The organism is Dyadobacter fanqingshengii (assembly GCF_023822005.2).
GTDB classification, from domain to species: Bacteria; Bacteroidota; Bacteroidia; order Cytophagales; family Spirosomataceae; genus Dyadobacter; species Dyadobacter fanqingshengii.
The window spans coordinates 4884898-4903788 of the sequence record NZ_CP098806.1 but is presented as its reverse complement, the minus strand read 5'-3'; the positions used below and the strand labels follow the sequence as shown (position 1 = coordinate 4903788).

General features: G+C 45.2%; 16 protein-coding genes. 9 read left to right on the top strand and 7 right to left on the bottom strand.

From position 1 onward, the window contains the following. Positions 1–5: 5 nt before the first annotated feature. The 3 genes from NFI81_RS20510 to NFI81_RS20500 are packed head-to-tail and all read right to left on the bottom strand — an operon-like array spanning position 6 to position 2752. On the bottom strand, positions 6–800 hold the full coding sequence (locus NFI81_RS20510; RefSeq protein WP_234615254.1) for a heme ABC transporter ATP-binding protein: 795 nt from the start codon (positions 798–800) through the stop codon (positions 6–8). Beyond that, a complete protein-coding gene (locus tag NFI81_RS20505; protein WP_234615255.1) occupies positions 797–1906 on the bottom strand; it encodes a FecCD family ABC transporter permease in 1110 nt (369 codons plus the stop codon). The genes NFI81_RS20510 and NFI81_RS20505 overlap by 4 nt, the downstream gene beginning before the upstream one ends. 6 nt (positions 1907–1912) lie before the next feature. Next, the gene (locus tag NFI81_RS20500; protein ID WP_234615256.1) at positions 1913–2752 is read right to left on the bottom strand and encodes a heme/hemin ABC transporter substrate-binding protein; all 840 of its coding nucleotides are present in this window, start codon (positions 2750–2752) and stop codon (positions 1913–1915) included. 180 nt (positions 2753–2932) lie between these two features. On the opposite strand from NFI81_RS20500, the gene NFI81_RS20495 reads away from it, so the two are divergent. The 6 genes from NFI81_RS20495 to NFI81_RS20470 all read left to right on the top strand — a co-directional run bounded on the left by NFI81_RS20495 (position 2933) and on the right by NFI81_RS20470 (position 10244). Next, complete coding sequence (locus NFI81_RS20495) at positions 2933–4201, top strand: cation:dicarboxylate symporter family transporter (RefSeq protein ID WP_255717567.1); 1269 nt, start codon at positions 2933–2935, stop codon at positions 4199–4201. A 53-nt stretch (positions 4202–4254) separates the two neighbouring features. Next, entirely contained in the window at positions 4255–5985 is a 1731-nt protein-coding gene (locus NFI81_RS20490; RefSeq protein ID WP_234615257.1) for a M3 family oligoendopeptidase, read from the top strand. A 76-nt stretch (positions 5986–6061) separates the two neighbouring features. Then, positions 6062–6313 carry a hypothetical protein gene (locus tag NFI81_RS20485; RefSeq protein ID WP_233799109.1) on the top strand — a complete coding sequence of 84 codons (252 nt, stop codon included), beginning with the start codon at positions 6062–6064 and terminating at the stop codon, positions 6311–6313. A gap of 240 nt (positions 6314–6553) precedes the next feature. After that, on the top strand, positions 6554–7630 hold the full coding sequence (locus NFI81_RS20480) for an NAD-dependent epimerase/dehydratase family protein (protein WP_082216769.1): 1077 nt from the start codon (positions 6554–6556) through the stop codon (positions 7628–7630). A 54-nt stretch (positions 7631–7684) separates the two neighbouring features. Continuing rightward, positions 7685–8632 (top strand): glycosyltransferase, encoded by a 948-nt coding sequence (locus NFI81_RS20475; RefSeq protein WP_234615258.1) that lies wholly within the window; start codon positions 7685–7687, stop codon positions 8630–8632. A 4-nt stretch (positions 8633–8636) separates the two neighbouring features. Next, positions 8637–10244 carry a hypothetical protein gene (locus NFI81_RS20470; RefSeq protein ID WP_234615259.1) on the top strand — a complete coding sequence of 536 codons (1608 nt, stop codon included), beginning with the start codon at positions 8637–8639 and terminating at the stop codon, positions 10242–10244. Here NFI81_RS20470 and NFI81_RS20465 read toward each other — a convergent pair. The 4 genes from NFI81_RS20465 to NFI81_RS20450 form a co-directional block, all read right to left on the bottom strand. Then, positions 10239–10715, bottom strand: a complete 477-nt coding sequence (locus NFI81_RS20465; RefSeq protein ID WP_234615260.1) for an RrF2 family transcriptional regulator — start codon at positions 10713–10715, stop codon at positions 10239–10241. The genes NFI81_RS20470 and NFI81_RS20465 overlap by 6 nt on opposite strands. 181 nt (positions 10716–10896) lie before the next feature. Then, positions 10897–13302, bottom strand: coding sequence for a 3-hydroxyacyl-CoA dehydrogenase/enoyl-CoA hydratase family protein (locus tag NFI81_RS20460; RefSeq protein ID WP_234615261.1), 2406 nt, complete (start codon positions 13300–13302; stop codon positions 10897–10899). Positions 13303–13318: 16 nt separating this feature from the next. Then, the gene (locus NFI81_RS20455; RefSeq protein ID WP_234615262.1) at positions 13319–13783 is read right to left on the bottom strand and encodes a MarR family winged helix-turn-helix transcriptional regulator; all 465 of its coding nucleotides are present in this window, start codon (positions 13781–13783) and stop codon (positions 13319–13321) included. Positions 13784–13932: 149 nt separating this feature from the next. Beyond that, a complete protein-coding gene (locus NFI81_RS20450) occupies positions 13933–15180 on the bottom strand; it encodes a peroxiredoxin family protein (protein ID WP_234615263.1) in 1248 nt (415 codons plus the stop codon). Positions 15181–15320: 140 nt separating this feature from the next. Here NFI81_RS20450 and rsmH point away from each other — a divergent pair, with 140 nt between their 5' ends. From rsmH to NFI81_RS20435, 3 genes are read left to right on the top strand one after another with little or no spacing between them, the layout of a single operon-like run. Then, on the top strand, positions 15321–16238 hold the full coding sequence (gene rsmH, locus NFI81_RS20445) for a 16S rRNA (cytosine(1402)-N(4))-methyltransferase RsmH (protein ID WP_234615264.1): 918 nt from the start codon (positions 15321–15323) through the stop codon (positions 16236–16238). Positions 16239–16260: 22 nt separating this feature from the next. Then, complete coding sequence (locus NFI81_RS20440; RefSeq protein ID WP_082216777.1) at positions 16261–16686, top strand: FtsL-like putative cell division protein; 426 nt, start codon at positions 16261–16263, stop codon at positions 16684–16686. A gap of 60 nt (positions 16687–16746) precedes the next feature. Then, entirely contained in the window at positions 16747–18891 is a 2145-nt protein-coding gene (locus tag NFI81_RS20435; RefSeq protein ID WP_234615265.1) for a PASTA domain-containing penicillin-binding protein, read from the top strand.

Here is an 18891-nt window from a genome sequence, read left to right as displayed (position 1 = left end):
TGATTTTAATAATCCATGGAAACCATGGGCACATCCGGCACAATGACTGGGTAACTCAAATCTTCGGACTGGACAATTTTCACCGGCAATCCAAAAACATCCTTGATAATGCGCTCATTCAGCACTTCTTCCGGTATACCCATCGCATAACTTTGTCCGTTTTTCAACATTAAAACCTGATCTGCATATTGCAATGCCTGATTAAGGTCATGAACCACAGCCACTATCGAAAAACCCTTAGCCGTGAGCTGTTTGGCCAAATGAAATGTTTCAAACTGGTGCAAAAGGTCCATTCCGGTCGTTGGCTCATCCAATAGCAAAAGCCCGTTTTTCATTTCCCAAATCTGCGCCAGAGCCCTCGCCAGCTGCACACGCTGCTGTTCCCCGCCCGAAAGCGTTGGGTAAGATTGGTTTTTCAAAGCGCTAATCCCCACTTTTTTAAGACATACGTCAACGATTTCAAGATCTTTCTGCGTAGGCTCAGCGTCATAAAACGGATATCTGCCCATTAAAACAATCTCTTGCACCGTAAATGACAGGCTGATCACATTTTGTTGAGATAAAACCGCGCGCTTTTTTGCCAGATCTTTCAATTTATGCTTTTTCAAATCCTCTCCATCAAGGAAAACGGAACCGGATGTGGGCGAAAGTTCGGCTGAAAGTATTTTAATCAATGTGGATTTTCCAGCACCATTGGCGCCAACGACGGCCCAAAACTGCCCGGACTGGACATTGAAACTGATATCCTTTAAAAGGGCCCTGTTCCGCACTTTAAAACCAACATTACTAACCTCAATCATAGCTTGCTCCGTTTTTGCTCCCAAAGAATGTATATGAAAAACGGCGTCCCCAGTAATGCAGTCAGAATCCCAATGGGAAGTTCCGAAGGCGCCACGATCGTTCTCGAAAGTGTGTCTGCCAGTGTGAGTACAATGGAACCTGCTAATGCTGAACCAATCAGTAATGTTTTATGATCAGGGCCAAATGTTGTGCGTATCATGTGCGGAACCACCAGTCCAACAAAACCGATTGTGCCTGCGACCGCAACGGACGCGCCAACGCCCAAAGTCGCCAGGATAATGACCTGTCGTTTCAAAACCTTCAAATTCACGCCCAGACTTCCTGCCTGACTTTCGCCAAGCACGAGCAAGTTCAACGCTTTGGAAAGATAAGGCATAAAAAACACCGAAATGCCTACAAACGGCAAAACCGCAAGCACGGAAGTCCAGTTAGCACCGCCCAAACTTCCCAGGTTCCAGAATGTGATCGAACGGAGCTGCGCGTCATCAGCCAGATATGTCATCAGTCCGGTCATAGCGCCTACGAAAGCATTAATGGCGATTCCGCAGAGCAGCAATGTGGTCACGCCGCCGTCGCCGGTGATTTTGGATAGTTGATAAACCAGTAAGGTTGTTAACGCCGCGCCCACAAATGCCACAAACGAAATGCCATAAACGCCAACCCATTCATTTAATATTCCAAAATATTTGACATTGAGCATGATTACGAACACCGCAAACAACGAAGCGCCCGATGTCACCCCGATCAATGTTGAATCTGCAATAGGGTTTCGGAAAAGTCCTTGTAACGATGCGCCTGCAATGCCCAAGCCCGCTCCTATCAGCACTGCCAGACAAACACGCGGCAAACGGATCACCCAAAAAACGATCGACTTCTGTTCCTCAACCCGCGTTTCCTGAATAAAGCCCAGTTTTAATGCGATGATTTCCCAAAGTTCTGTCAGCGAAATCGACAATGCGCCTGTGCAAGCCGAAAAAACCACGCATGCAAACAATAGCGAACCCAGGATCCAGGACATTTTACCCGTCGAAGACGGAAGTTGCAGCCGTTTTACTGATGCAGTTTTCGTAAATTGATCCGGTTCCTTTGCGATTTCAGCCAACATTCAATCCTATTTTACTTTTTGCGATAATTCCAATGCCGCTTTGCCGAGCCGCGGCCCGAAGCCGGTCAGCAATTGGCCATCCATAGCAATCACTTTTCTGTTTTTTCCCGCATTTGTATTTGCTACGCCCGGCACTTTGAGCAGTCCGTCCATGCCCTGCAAGCTTTCCAATCCGCTCGAAAAGAGCATCAACACGTCAGGATTGGCCGTTATTAATGATTCCGCAGTCAATGGTTTATATTCTGTAAATCCGCTCACCGCATTTTTATGCCCTGCCAGCGTAATCATTTTATCAATAGACGTGCCTGTCCCTGAAACCATCAACGTGCCGGTTCCTCTTGCATATATGAACAGGAGTTTCTGAGGTGCAGCAATGAGTTTAACCTTCGCAAGGTCCGCCTGAAGGGATTTTACGAGTTTTTCTGCCTGTGGTTTTGCATTGAAATAAGCGCCCACATCCCGGATCAGCTTGATAGCGCCTTCCCTGGAATATTCATGCTTGAACTCTACCACCTTTTTACCACTGCTTTTGAGCTGCCTTACCACCGAGGGCAACAATAAACTCTGGTCTGTATAAATAATCACATCTGGGTTTAAAGTCAGTATGCCTTCCGCTGCGATGGTCCTGTTATGGCCTATTTTAGGGATTTTTTCCAACGAAGCGGGATAAGTGCTCGTTACGTCCACACCGATCAATTGCTTCTCTAATCCCAGCCCACATAAGATCTCGCTCAAAGTCCCGTTTGCCGAAACAATGCGCTGTCCGGGACCTGCAACTGCGTTGATGATCGCACTGCAAAACAGCAAAATGAGGGTTAGTACTCGGCAGAAATAATTCGTTCGCATGGAGGCGCTCCTGTCTTTTAAGTATTTCGGTTGTGTGAGGCAAATATAAAATTATAAATTAGACTAAATATAAATAATCTAGAAAAATTTATTTTTCCATTGGCGAAACAATTCCTCGGACTTTTATTATTGTAACTTCAAAACTTACGCGAAACGCCCCGATCTTAGACCCATTTCACATTGAGAAAGTTATTCACGAATCTTACCTTCTGGGTTCTTACAGCCATAACGGCCGGCGCATTAATGGGACATTATATTCCAGACCAGGCCGTAAAAATGGAGATTCTGGGAAAGGGTTTTATTTCAATTGTCAAAATCTTCATCAATCCCATCATTTTCCTGACCATTACACTTGGGATAATCGGGATGGGCGACCTGAAAAAAGTGGGGAAAGTCGGAGCCAAGGCGCTTATTTACTTTGAAGTGGTGACAACCTTGGCTTTGATAGTGGGCATCGTGGTTGCGAATGTGATCCGGCCCGGCGATGGCGTGGTAACCAGCAATTTACAAAAAGGCGACGCGTCAGCATTTACAAGTAAAGTTCAGGATTTCAGCTGGTTGCAATTTTTTCTGGATAATGTCACGTTGCAAGTGCTGCTGTTTTCACTGGTTTTAGGAACTGTTTTAAGTAAATATTCGGGTAAAGAAAAAGTCACGGAATGGCTTAATTTCGCTTCCAAATACGTTTTCCGCGCTTTACACCTCGTCATGATCTTTGCACCGATTGGGGCATTTGGCGGGATGGCCTATACTATTGGAAAATACGGCATTGATACATTATTACCGCTTGCCAAGCTGATGGGAACGGTTTACGCAACGATGGCGATTTTCATTTTCGGCGTTTTAGGACTGGTGATGCGGACTTACAAGATCAGTCTCTGGTCTTATTTGAAATACATTCGCGAGGAATTACTGATTGTGTTAGGCACATCATCTTCGGAGGCGGGTTTGCCTTCCTTGATGGTCAAATTGGAGCGTATGGGCTGTTCCAAACCGGTTGTAGGGCTTGTAGTTCCGGCTGGCTATTCTTTTAATCTGGACGGAACGACGATCTATCTTTCCATGGCCACCATTTTCCTTGCGCAGGTTTTTAATGTGCATTTAACATTCGGGCAAATCCTGTCGCTGATTGGTATTCTGATGGTAACTTCCAAAGGCGCTGCGGGCGTCACGGGAAGCGGGTTTGTAGTGCTTGCGTCCACATTAACTGCCATTAAAGTGATTCCCGTCGAAGGTTTGGCGCTCCTTCTGGGAGTCGACCGCTTCATGTCCGAAGCCCGTGCGATCACCAATTTTATCGGAAACGGCGTGGCCACGATCTGGCTCGCCAACAATGAAAAAGAATTCGACCGAAGCAAAATGGAATACGCCTTCGCAAACGTTCATCAAACGGAGAATGTTATCACCGATAATTTGACGGATACAACGCAACGAGCGGACTCGGTTTAGAAATTTGCAATCCGTATCTAACTTTGAAAATCAGTAATAAGCCTTTTTAAAAAATGACAACCGATAATATTGACATACTGACCCGGGGAACACGGGCATTCATAGGGGAAGAATTTGATTTGAAAAAATGGGAAGATGTGGAGCCATTTTTTGAAAATCTGAAAAACAGGGAGATTCATTCTGCGGAAGATTTACAGCAGTGGTTTCTGGACCGCAGTGAAATTGAATCCTATTTGTCGGAAAACTTTGCCTGGCGATACATTCGGCAGACTTGCGATACGGCTAATACAAGCCTGATCAATGCATTGCAGTTTTTCATTACCGAAATCCAGCCCAAACTGGCGGAATATGGCAATGCTCTGGATAAAAAAGTGGTTGACAGCCCTTATCTGAGCGAATTAACCGAGCCGGGCTTTGCGATCACATTGCGCGGCATGAAAAAAGCCATTGAGATTTTCCGTGACGAAAATATTCCGCTGATAACCGAAATGCAAACCGAAGAGCGCCGTTATGGAGCCATAGCAGGCGCTATGACAGTAACATTGGACGACGAGGAAATGACGTTGCAGAAAGCAGCCGACCGCCTTCAATCCACAGACCGTAACATTCGCGAAGAGGCGTGGCGCGCCATCAGCGGCAGACGTTATGACGACCACGCACAATTGGATGAGCTCCTAAGCAAGTTGGTAACATTGCGCGATCAGGTGGGTAAGAATGCTGGTTTTGCTAATTACCGGGATTATATGTTTGCTGCCATGGGTCGCTTTGACTACACGCCGCAGGATTGTTTCAATTTCCACGGATCTGTCAAAAAAGCAGTTGTACCCATGCTGGATGAAATGGCTGCGAGCAGAAAAGCGGCTTTGAAAGTGGATGCGCTTCGTCCGTGGGACACAAAAGTTGATCCGCAAGGCTTGGCTCCATTAAAGCCGTTTGCAACGGGAGAGGAATTGCTGAACAAAACGATTCGCTGCTTTTCCAGGTTGGATCCGTTCCTCGGCGATTGCCTGACCACGATGAAAACCATGAAACATCTGGACTTGGAATCGAGGAAAGGGAAAGCGCCGGGTGGATATAATTACCCGCTGGATGAAATCGGCGTTCCGTTTATTTTCATGAATGCAACATCCAACTTGCGGGATATGGTGACATTGCTGCATGAGGGCGGTCATGCGGTGCATTCGCTCGTTACGCGGAATTTGAAGCTGAATTCATTCAAACACACGCCTTCGGAAGTCGCGGAACTTGCTTCGATGTCGATGGAATTAATCACAATGGATTATTGGGATGAGTTCTTTGAAAACGAAAACGACCTGAAAAGAGCGAAAATCCAGCATTTTGAATCCATTCTGGAAACGCTTCCCTGGGTTGCGACGGTAGACAAATTCCAGCATTGGATGTACGAAAACCCGCAACATTCTGCTGATGAGCGTACAGATGCATGGGTTCGCATTTATGAGGAATTCACCGACAAAGTGATGGATTGGGCTGGCCTTGAAATCTATAAAAAATATCTGTGGCAGCGTCAGTTACATATATACGAGGTTCCATTCTATTACATTGAATACGGAATTGCGCAATTGGGGGCGATCGGCGTTTGGAAAAATTACCGCCAGGATCCTGCAAAAGGCCTCAAAGGATATCTGGATGCATTGAAGCTGGGTTATACGGCTACAATCGGGGAGATTTATCAGGCTGCCAACATTCCGTTCGACTTCTCGGAACAGCATATCACTGATCTGATGCAATTTGTCCGCAGCGAACTGGCCGAATTAAAAAAGTAACATTTCAGCCGGGCTGATTTGGTGGTTATGAAAATGACGGTTATTTTTGCCCATATTACTATGAACGATCAAAGAAATGAAATTCTATAAAATTGTTGCATTTGTTGCCTGTCTTGCATTGCTTTCTTCATGTGACTATCAAAAATATAATCACATAGAGCAAAAAGACCTGAATACTGGCAACGAATTGGTTTATGGCGTTAGCCCGGATTCATTGCCTCGTCAAATGTCTTTAAAATACGAAGCGAAGCCGGAATTGGAGACGCGTGTGAACGATATCCGCGCTAAATTATACAGCGGCACAACCAGTGCACTTGTAAAACAATAAGATATTTCTATCAAAATATTGAAGATATCCTCACGAAAATGGGGATATCTTTTTTTTGAGACAGTGTTTATATCATATTGAACAATTTTAATATCGCTCTCAGCGTATAATCCTTTTGGCAAGCTCCCTTGGATAATCGAAGTTGTGACAATTGAACAATTTTAATTTACTTTACGTATTCGAGGCAGGATACATTTGTATTTAACGGGCAAGAACAGGCAATTAAAAGTACACAAAAACATGAATATAGCTTTGGTAACCGGCTCAGCCGGACTGATTGGAAGTGAATCGGTTGCTTTTTTAGCGGATAAATTTGATCTGGTAATTGGTGTTGATAATAATCTAAGAGAATACTTTTTCGGCGCTGACGGAAATACGGAATGGAACCGTAACAGGATCCAGGACCAGTTTAATAATTACAAACATTACTCAGCTGATATTCGCGAAGTAAGCCAGCTGGAACCCATATTTAAAGAATACGGAACCGACATTAAGCTGATCATCCACGCTGCCGCACAGCCAAGCCATGACTGGGCAGCGAAAGAGCCATTTACCGATTTTGGTGTAAATGCTGTTGGAACGCTTAATATGCTGGAAATGACACGCTTGCATACACCTGAGGCTGTCTTTATTTTCACTTCTACTAATAAAGTTTACGGTGATAATCCTAATTATTTGCCATTGATCGAGCTGGAAACACGCTGGGAAATCGATCAGAACCATCCTTATTTCGAGAACGGCATTGACGAGCAGCACAGCATTGACCATACGAAACATTCTGTTTTCGGTGCGTCAAAAGTAGCGGCTGACATTATGGTGCAGGAATATGGCCGTTATTTCGGTATGAAAACGGCGGTTTTCCGTGGCGGATGTCTTACGGGCCCAAACCACTCCGGAGCACAGTTGCACGGATTCCTTGCCTATTTGATGAAATGTGCCATCACAGGCAACCATTACACGATTTTTGGTTATAAAGGAAAGCAGGTTCGTGACAACATTCACAGCCACGATCTTGTCAATATGTTCTGGCATTTTTATCAAAATCCACGTCCGGGCGAAGTTTACAATGCGGGCGGCGGGCGTTTTGCAAACTGCTCCATGCTGGAAGCCATTGCGCTTTGCGAGCAGATTACAGGAAACAAATTATCTTACTCATACTCAGAGACGAACAGGATTGGTGACCACATCTGGTATGTGAGCGATTTGTCTAAATTCAAATCACATTACCCAGGTTGGAACTGGGAATATGGCCTGACTGAGACATTGACCCAAATTCATGACGGCATTTCTTCAAGACTAGGAGTAAAAACCGTTTAATTCTTTCAGAAGCCTCCGAATGTTATCTTTCGGGGGCTTTCAAATTCCTCCCCCATGCCAGAAAATTTTGTCATTATCATTCCTCAATTCAACGACTGGGAGGCGCTGAACCTGCTTATACAAAAGATTAATGCGGATCTCAACGCCTCGATCTTAGAAAATACCACGCTATTTATCGTCGATGACTGTTCGTCAAGAGAAAGGACGCAGCCCTTTGCGAATTTTGGAGGAAAAGAGATAAAAGTCCTGCGGCTATATCGCAACTTGGGCCACCAAAAAGCCATTGCCATAGGCCTTTCCTACGTGGCCGAGCACATTGCAGCTGATAAAGTGATTGTCATGGATGCGGATGGAGAAGACGCTCCCAGCGATATTAACTTACTGGCACAAAGATCGTTGCAAGAACCTGGAAAGATCATTTTCGCAGAACGCAACAAGCGCACAGAAAATTTGCTGTTCCGCTCTTTTTATGTGATTTACAAATTGCTTTTCAAGTTACTGACGGGAAAAGTGATCACATTTGGCAATTTCAGCCTCGTCCCGCAGAATCGCTTGCAAAACTTGGTCCGCGTTTCGGAGATCTGGAACAATTATCCGGGCGGCATCATTAAATCCCGCATTCCGTACGATTCAGTTTTGACCAACCGCGCCAAAAGGTTGGCTGGGGAAAGCAAAATGAACTTTGTTTCACTCGTTTTGCATGGACTGAGCGCCATTTCCGTGCTGGTGGACACTACGGCAGTGCGCATTCTGATCTTTTCTATTTTCATGTCAGGCGTCGCGATCGCATTCATTATTTTTATCATTTTCCTGAAACTGATCGGCAATGCAACGCCAGGCTGGGCGTCTACATTAGGGAGCACATTAATGATCCTGATGCTGCAATCCTTCCTGATTTCGCTGTTTTTGGTTTTCATGGTGTTACAATATCGCTCTCAGCAACATTTTATTCCCGCCGTTCATTATCGCGATTTTGTGGAGAAGGTAGACACTTTCAGTTAAGCCTATGCTCACTTTCGACAACTCCCCGCCGGTCTATTGGTTTATAGGATACGCATTAGCGGCATTTGTTGTCTTCTCGGCTTTTTTCAAGCCCATTTCTACCAGAACTTACATCATATCAGCCATTTTGCTGCTGATTTTCATGCGTTTACCAGTCGTCGTTTTCAACCGGGAGCTCAACCCCGACGAAAGCCAGATGCTAAGCCACGCCATTACGTTTTTCAAAGATCCCGTTTATTGGCGCTCTGTGGACGGCACCACTATTGGCCCGCTCGACAACTATCTGCTGGCAATTCCGAGGTTATTAGGTTTCCAGATCAACTACACCTCCGGCCGCGTTATGGGCCTTTTGTGCGCTGGCGGGGCATTGATTTTTCTTTTTTATTCGCTGAAAAACTGGTTTGGTGTTGCCATAGCACGCAAAATATCCGTGGTGCCGGTGCTGTTTCTGGCGTTTACGCAGGAAGTGGATTTTGTGCATTATTCCAGCGAGCAGTTGCCCGTTTTTTTGCTTTCCGTTTGCATCTGGCTACTTTCCAGGGCGACGGTGAATGTTGGAAATCTTAAAAACAACCTTTATTTCCTTGGTTTAGCTGCTGGCGCGATTCCTTTCGCGAAACTGCAAGCTGTCCCGCAGGCGCTGGTTTTGACAGCTGCCGGGTTATGGGTTGGTTACCAATATTTTAAAACAAAAAGAGAAACGAAACCGCTGCTTTTCCTCATTCTGGGCGGCTTAACATTCCCTGTTGTGACCTTGCTCTGGACATTAGCACTCGGCGTGTTTTCCGATCTGATCTATTTTTATTTGTTGGGAAATGTAATTTATGCTGGTGGAGAAGGCTTTTGGGGAATTCCAGGGCAATTCGCCAAAATATTCTCACTAACGCCTGACTTCCAGATTTTTACATTAGCACTGATCGCTCCGATTCTGGTTGCTTTTTACCAGATTTTTGTTAAATCAAAGGCTGAAAAAAGGAATCTGATCATTCCGGTGACCATTATACTGTTGCTGTTTTCAAGCATTTATGCGGTTACCAAGTCGGGCAATGATTTTATACATTACCTTAATTTCTGCATCATTCCTTGGACATTGCTGGCGGGCTATGGCTTATCGCGGATCGAAAAATGGGCGTTTGCGTTTCCTGTTATTGTTTTACTCTGGTTTGGGGCCAATGATGCCTATCATTTTATCAAAGAGCGGCGGCTAAATGCATTTGATTCCGTAGAAGCGCGCACACTGGCACAAAGTCCGGTGGTGATTGAATTGAAAAAATACAGTAAAGAAAATGATTACATGGTCGTATGGGGCTGGCAATGTGTGTATTACGTAGAGGCACAGCTCCCGCATGGAACAGCAGAAAACCATTCAGAGCGATCCATTTTCAGTCATCCTATGCAGGCCAAATACAAAAGCCGCTATCTGTCAGACATTGAGCGCACTAAGCCTGCGATTGTGCTGGATGCGGTGGGGAAAAATAGCATGTGGGTTCAAAACAAAAAAGCCCAGGGAATTGAGAGTTACCCTGCGCTTTTTCAATATATCCGAAGTAACTACAAACTGATCGGTGACTTTGATGACACACGTTTATATGTGCGCAACGATCGTCTATAATTGGCTTAAAACATCCGTTTGCTGAACACTTTCTGCCTGCTTTTCATGCTCTGCCTTTTCAGCCTGAAGAAGATCATTCAATGTGGTCCTGTCCAAAACGGCTAAGTTAGCATCACGCCATCTTTCCAACACCAGGCGAAGGCTGCATGTTTCTTCGTCTTTACAATCGTCACATCTTCCATAAAAAAACATGGAAACACAAAGTGCCGGTGCAATGGGACCGTCGATAATGCGTAACACCTTTGAAAAGTTAACTTCGCCCGGGGGAATACGCAGCAGATAACCACCGCCTTTTCCTTTCTGACTTTGTAAAACACCATTATTACGCAAGTCAAGCAATATCGCTTCCAGAAATTTCTTTGGAATCTTCTCTTTTTCAGCAATATAGGAAATCAGGACCGGCCCTTTTCCGTATTGTTCTGCTAAAACTTTTAAAGCTTTCAGCGCGTATTTTGCTTTTTTTGAAATCATTGTTGCTTAAATGTACTTTATAGTCGATTTAGCATATAGGCGAATCGTTTCCATCCCGAATTCAAGATGATCAATTCTAAATATCGAACATTTCACCGAATATCCTGCTAACAACAGAACATTAATTGGTCAAACAATAATTCCTTTGAAGATTTTCAATGAAATTGAATTCGCTGTTTATTTAATTTCTGGGTGGCTTGCCGCCATTTAGTAAGCCTTGCATTCTTTCGAGGGTTTTCTTTTCGCCGCAAAGTGAGAGGAATGCTTCCCTTTCTAGATCGAGCAGATATTGTTCAGTCACATTCTGCGCGTAGCTCAAATCCCCGCCATTAATTACATAAGCAAGTTTGTTCGCGATTTTAGCATCATGATCTGAAATATAATTTGCCAAACGCATTTGCGCAATACCCGCCATAAACAAGGCAATGCCCGTTTTTCCCTGAACTTTGATATCGTTTCGCTGTTTTGGCTGCGTATAACCATTATCCGCAAGCTCAACGGCAGCTTGCTTGGCCTCACCGATTAATCTCGACCGGTTGAGAACAATCTGGTCTTTTTCCTGCAAATAATTCATTTCACGTGCATCCTGCGCGGATGTGGACACTTTTGCCTGCGCGATATTCATGAATGCGGTTTGGAGAATGTTCAATTCCGTATCGCCTGCGTGATACATATCCGAACACCTCAGCGCCATTTCCTTCGTACCGCCGCCTGCGGGAATAATCCCGACGCCAAATTCCACGAGTCCCATATAAGTTTCAGCGTGGGCGACGACTTTATCCGCATGCAGATTCAACTCGCAACCGCCACCCAATGCCAGTGTATGCGGCGCTGTAACCACCGGAATGGAAGAATAACGCGCCCGCATCATGGTCTGCTGAAACTGCGCGATAACCATGTTGATTTCATCAAATTCCTGCTCGATCGCGAACATGAACAGCATGGCCAGATTTGCACCCGCAGAAAATGCCTCGCTGGATTCATTACCGATCACTAATCCGCGAAAATCCTTTTCCGCCAGACTAATGCCTTTGTTAATCCCTTCGATCACCTCAGAACCCATCGTATTCATTTTCGATTTGAATTCCAGGTTCAGGATTCCATCGCCAATGTCATACAAATTTGCCCCCGCGTTTTTCCAAACAATGTTGTTAGAGAGATTGTTAAGCAGGATGAAGCCGTCCTGACCAGGGATTTTCTTATAGGTTTTGAAAACAATGTCGTAATAAGAACGCTTGCCGTTCTCCACTTTATAGAACGACTCATTACCCGCTGCGATCATTTCATAAACCCAATCCGCAGGTTTTATATCCAGGCTTTCCATAATGGTAAGCATGTTTTTCACACCAATGGCATCCCAGGTCTCGAAAAGGCCATATTGCCAGCCAAAGCCTGCGGAAATGGCCTGATCAATGCGAAAAATTTCGTCCGAGATTTCAGGGATTCGCAATGAGGCATATCTGAAAACATCGGCAAATGTTTTTCTGTAAAATTCGCCGGCTTTGTCTTTGCCAGCAACAAGCACCGGAAAACGTTTCCACACATCGCTGATTGCTTTGGTGCCTTCCAGAGTTTCAAACTTAACTTTCTCAGAAGGCTTGTATTCCAATGTGCTGAAATCCAGCGCAAGAATGACGGATTTGCCTTTTTCGTCCTTTATTTTTTTGTAAAAACCTTGTCCTGTTTTATCGCCCAGCCATTTGTTATCATACAACTTTTGCATGATTTCGGGGACCACAAATGCATCACGCGATTCGTCTTTTCCCTCGCCCGAAGCATATAAGTTATTGGCAACATGAACCGTCGTATCCAATCCCACAACATCCGAAAGGCGATATGTTCCTGATTTCGGACGCCCTGCAACCGGGCCGGTAAGCTTATCCACTTCATCCACGCTCATGCCCATTTCGGCGGCAACGCGAATGGTCTGGATCAATGCATAGATTCCAAGTCGGTTAGCAATGAAACCCGGTGTGTCTTTTGCCAAAACGGTTGTTTTGCCCAGGAAAAGATCGCCGTAATGCATCAGAAAATTAACAATTTCCTGGTCGGTTTCCGGCGTCGGGATGATTTCCAGTAAGCGTAAATATCTCGGTGGATTAAAGAAGTGCGTTCCGCAGAAATGCTTGCGGAAATCTTCGCTCCTGCCCTCTGCCATCAGATGGATCGGAATTCCGGATGTGTTGGAACTTACAAGCGTTCCCGGCTTGCGCAAAGCGTCCACTTTTTCGAAAAGACTTTTCTTAATATCAAGCCGCTCGACAACGACTTCCATCACCCAATCATAATTTTTGATATCGGACAGGTTATCATCGAAGTTCCCTGTCTTAATGCGTGAGGCAAAGGTCGGGCTGTAAAGTGGTGCCGGGGATGCTTTGATGGCCTGCTGTAACGCATCATTCACGAGCCTGTTTCGGAAAGCAGGATGTTCGCTGGTCATTCCTTTGGCTTTTTCGGCGTCGTTAAGTTCTTTTGGAACAATGTCGAGCAACAAAACTTCCACACCGATATTGGCAAAGTGGCAAGCAATGCGCGATCCCATAATGCCCGAGCCCAAAACGGCTACTTTACGAATTGAACGATTCATTATTTAAAGGTTTGGTTTAAAGCTCTTCTTCTATTTCGCCGGCTTTGAGTTTTTGATTTTCCTCTTCCACCAGTTTGTTGATATCTTTAATTACATCAAAAAAAACGACCAGCTTATCCAGCGGAATTTTATCCCTGATCATGGTATTGAAAGAAATAACACCTTCCCGCGCCAGTTCCCGTTTCTCTTTTCCTAAATCCGTCAGCACGATCCTGACAAACCGCTTATCCTGCGAGCTGACCTCACGTTTAATGAGTCCGCGCTCTTCCAGGTTTTTCAGCATCCGTACCAGACTTCGTGGTTCCATGCCGAGCAAAGGGGCTATTTTGGTTGCTGGCGTGCCATTTTCAATGTCAATGTTGAGCAATACATAGCCGACGGCCATGGTTGTATCAAAACGTGCGGCGTAGGCATTGTACATTCTGGAAATCGAATGCCAGGCCCATTTTATCTGGAAATCAATCGTTTTTTCCTTACGCATCGTTGAAAAAATCTTAATGGTGTCAGGAGTGCCCCTTATCACAAATGTAAGAAATCAGCCCACTATTATGCAAGCATACTAATTTTAGTTTAATAAAAAACGCATTGCCCAACGAAGGACAATGCGTTTTTGAAAAAGCTGTATTTAAATTATTTTTCAGCGATCAGCTTGTCCATTAAGCCATTGAAATCGGTCACGAATTCATCAAAATAAGCGCCGGTTCCCTGGCCTGAAAAACCTGTGTGGATCTCGCGTACTTTGCCTTTTTTATCTATGAAAATCGTTGTCGGATAAGACATTACCTTGTTTAACATCGGCAATGCTTTCGCTGTTGCCTCGTCGGTGTTGGTTCCGGCCAGAAGGATCGGATAATCGATTCCCATGCGCTCGATCATGCGTTTGAGCTTTGGATTGGAGACTTTGGGATCATCCGATCTTTCAAATGACAAGCCAACAACCTCGACACCGCGGTCCTTATTCTTTTTGTACCAGGGCGCTACGAAATTAGTTTCGTCCATACAATTCGGGCACCACGAGCCCATAATCTGAATGATCACGACTTTGTCCTTAAATCTTGGATCTTTTAATGATACAGGTTTGCCGTCTGAGTCAGGAAATGTGAAGTCAACCGTTTCAAAACCAGGCTTTAAGTAAGTAAGACTTGCTGCATCAGGCAGTTTCGCTTTATCATTCTTCTTGGCAGAGAAGCTTCGCAGACTTTTCACGCCCGACCACATAGAGCCTTTCAGCGAACCGTCGCTTTGAATGGCTGCCTTGAAAAGTTTTGCGTTGGAGCCGTCAAATGTGGATAAAAACAGACTGTCGCCATTGACATTGCCCGTCAGGAAGCGATAATCGCCCGTTGTGGTCAGTATGGAGCCTTTTACATTTGTTCCATCCTGGACAAATGTTCCTACGGATTGTGTTGTATCGCCTGTGGATTCTGTAATAAATGTTGCGTCCCACTTCCCGGCAACGGTTTTGGTGCTTTTTGCTTCGCCCGGTTTGAAGAATTTATAATCTTTACCAAACTCGGCTTCGAAAGGAATTGAGCCGGCAACTTTGCCCTTCGCATAGCGGTAATAAGTGCCTTTCAGCTTTTCTCCTTCGGCCTTTGCAATAATTTTCATATCAAAAAGCTCCATTGGGATCACCAGCGAGTCGTTTTGGAAAAATGCTGTGTCCATTTTCAACCTTTCCGTGTCGTTGATCACTACGACCGAATAAGTTTTCCCGTCCGGGTTTTTGGATACATCCATAATAAACGGGATCCTGTTCTCATCGCGGCTCAATGTTGCGCGCCAGGCGCCTGTTTTTAAGTCCGTTTGCGGGGAAGATTTACAACTAACGAAAGCAATTAAAGTGAATATTGCAGCAATCTGGTGAATGACTCTCATATACAGTGGGTTGATATTAAATTAACGTTTAGCTGCCGAAATTAAATCCTTTGCCGACAGCCGTTCGTACGCTTGAAAATTGCTAAGTTTGTAACTGCCTGCTGGCAAGAATTAGTTCCTAAGTACGTTGCTTTTAACAAATGGATTTACAAAGTACATATCACGAGCCTGTCATGTTGTCCGAATGCCTGGAAGGGCTTAACATTCAACCGGAGGGCGTTTATGTGGATGTGACTTTTGGCGGCGGCGGACATTCGCGGGCAATCCTCGAAAAGCTGACGACCGGCAGACTGCTGGTTTTTGATCAGGATCCCGATGCGGCTGCCAATGCAGCGGAATTCAAAGATGACAAACGATTTACCTTCATAGCAGCCAATTTCAGGCATTTGAAACGTTACCTGAAATTGCATAAGGCTGAAAAAGTGGACGGAATTCTCGGAGATCTTGGCGTCTCATCGCACCAGATCAACACGCCGGAAAGGGGCTTTTCCACAAGGTTTGATGCTGACCTGGACATGCGCATGAACCCTAACATTGAAAAAACGGCCCGCGAGGTGATCAATTCACGTTCTTCGGCCGAATTACAGCGGATTTTGGGCATGTATGGCGAGGTGACCAATGCCCGCACAGCTGCCGAGGCCATATTTACTTCCAGGCATAGCACGCCAATTGACACGGTTGCAGATTTGAAAGGAATTTTGCTAAAATACGCCCCTAAGCACCGCGAAAACAAATATTTTGCTCAGGTTTTTCAGGCATTAAGGATCGAAGTCAATGATGAACTGGCCGTTCTGGAAGAGTTCCTGACGCAGGTTCCGGAAGTGCTTAATCCGGGCGGGCGATTGGTTGTCATGTCCTATCACTCACTGGAAGACCGTTTGGTCAAAAACTTCATTTTAAAAGGAAAATTTGACGGAGAATTAGAAAAGGACTTCTACGGAAATGCGATTAGGCCCCTAAGCAGCGTTACCAGAAAGCCGGTGGAAGCAACTCCGGAAGAAGTTGCGCGAAATCCCAGGGCCAGAAGCGCTAAGCTCAGGATTGCAGAGAAAATATAGTTTTTAAAATCCCCACTTGAGAATGTCGGAAAATAAAAGAAGACCTAAGCCCATTCCGCCTAAGCCTCCCAAGCCTGCGAAACGCAAGCGGGAATATCATTTATTCAACTGGCTGAATAAATTTTTGCCGTTGGATAAAGTTTTTGGTGAAAAAGCGCCGGGCAAGGAAGAACGGCTTCCCGTTAAATATTTCTATTATTTCGGCTGGATTGTCATTCTGCTTGTTGCCTACGAACGCATTGGTTTTCAGTCTGAACAATATGTGCGAAACAGCATTAAACTTAAAAAAGAAGTGGATGATCTCCGGGCTGAATACACGTCCATTCATGCCGAATACATGAAAAGCGGGCTGCAGTCGGTGATCATTGAAAAAGTGAAAGCCGAAGGTCTCGAAGAAAACCTGATCCCTCCTAAAAAGATCATTATCAAGTCGGAAGAAGACGATTAGTCGATCCCGGCACATGAAATACACTCAATCTTTATAAGCTCAATTTTCTTCCAAGAAGTAATGAAGAACGACGTTGAAAGCGGTCAGAACAATAAGAAAGCGCTGATTGCCCGGGCCCGGACGGTGGGCTGGCTTTTGTTTTTACTGGCTATTGCGGTTTTTGGCAAGCTCATCCGCGTGCAGTATTACGACGAATTCAAAGGCAAAACCTGGGCGGAATATTCTGCCAAAAATGACCTGAAAATTGACACAATCCCGGCCATGCGCGGGAACATTTATTCCAATGACGACCGGCTACTGGCTACTTCTCTGCCCTATTATTATGTTGGCCTCGACACCAAAGTGGCGGATTCGGCTTATTTCAAAAACAACATTGACGAGCTCGCTTCTTTGCTTGCCAAGAGCTTTGGAGAAAACACTGCGGCAGGTTACAAGAATAAGATCATGCGCTATCGGGTGAGTAAAAACAAAAGATATTTAAGGCTTAAATCCCGCCAGATCAGCCATCTGGATCGCGAAAAGGTTAAGAAATGGCCATTTTTTGTAAAAAACAGAAAAGGTGGTGGGGGTAAATTCGAAACGATTTATAAACGCTATAAACCATTTAGTCCTATGGCCGACAGGACCATTGGCGGCATCGATCCAAAAAGCGGACGTGGCTACATTGGTCTTGAATCGAGCTTTGATAAAAATCTGGAAGGAAAAGCCGGCATAGGCTGGGTTGAATTGGTGGAAGGCGGGATGAAAATTCCGGTGGGCGACGCGCTGAATGTGCAGCCGGAAGCCGGAAGGGACATTTACACCACATTGGATATGAACTTTCAGGACCGCGCAGAAATTGCTTTGCGCAGAAAACTCATCGAAAGCAGAGCCAATTACGGTTGCGTGATCATTATGGAAGTGGCAACGGGCGAAATTCGTGCGATGGCCAATTTGACCAAACGCGGAGAAGGCAAATACGAAGAAGTTTTTAACTACGCCGTTGCAGGCGGAGCAGATCCTGGTTCCACATTCAAGTTGCCGACTATGATGGCGCTTTTGGAAGAAACGAAGATGAACCCCGACGAGATTACTGTAAACACAGGTGCCGGCTCGGTACGTTTTCGTGGGACGTCCATCAATGATTCCAAAAGAGGTGGTCACGGTGTTTTGACCGCCACACAGGTTTTTGAAAAATCATCCAACATTGGTGTTCATCTGCTGATGCAGCGCTATTTCTTCTCAAAACCGGATGCTTATCTTTCCTATTTGAAAAAATTCCACCTGACCACGCCGACGGGCATTCATATGAAAGGCGAAAAGCCTCCTTACATTAAAGATCGCACGTCTAAACAATGGAGCGCCTATTCATTAACCTTTATGTCTTACGGCTACGAAATGGTCATGACTCCGCTGCAAACGCTGGCGCTTTATAATGCTGTTGCGAATGACGGTTACTGGGTTCGCCCGATGATCGTTCGTGAGATCAGGAATGCCGAAGGTGTTGAGGATAAAATCCCGCCGTATGTCGAAGACAAGCCGATTGCCTCTCCCGAGACCATTAAAAAAGTGAAGAAAATGCTCGAAGGCGTCGTGAAAGCTGGTTCCGCCAAGAACATTAGTTCTGAACTGTATCAGATAGCCGGGAAAACAGGAACTGCACAGAAACTGATCAACGGCATTTATACGCCCGGAAAATATTACACTTCGTTCGCTGGCTATTTCCCAGCCGATAAGCCCAAATACAGCGCGATTGTGATCATCGACACGCCTCAGGGTGAGGGTGCGAATTATACACTATATGCTGGGAGCGTTGCAGCGCCGGTTTTCAAGGAAGTGGCCGATCGCATTTACGCTTACGATGTGAGCATTCAAAAACCCATTAAAGACTCATTGCCCGAAGAATCAAAGGATGTGAAATGGGCAGGCAGATCAGCTGATATGCAAATTATCAGCAAGGAGCTAAAACTAACGCCTGTGCCGGGAAATGCTGAATATGCTGCCGGGTCACTATTAAAAAAGGGAAAGACCAACTGGCAATCACGCAGTATGGATTCGAAAGACGTGCCCGATCTGCAAGGGCTGGCCATGCGTGATGCTTTGTATATTTTGGAAAATAAAGGATTCAATGTCACATTTAAAGGTTCGGGCAAAGTAGTAGAACAATCATTGCCGCCCGGAACCAATGCCGCGGGCAACAAAACGATCCTATTAACATTACAGTAA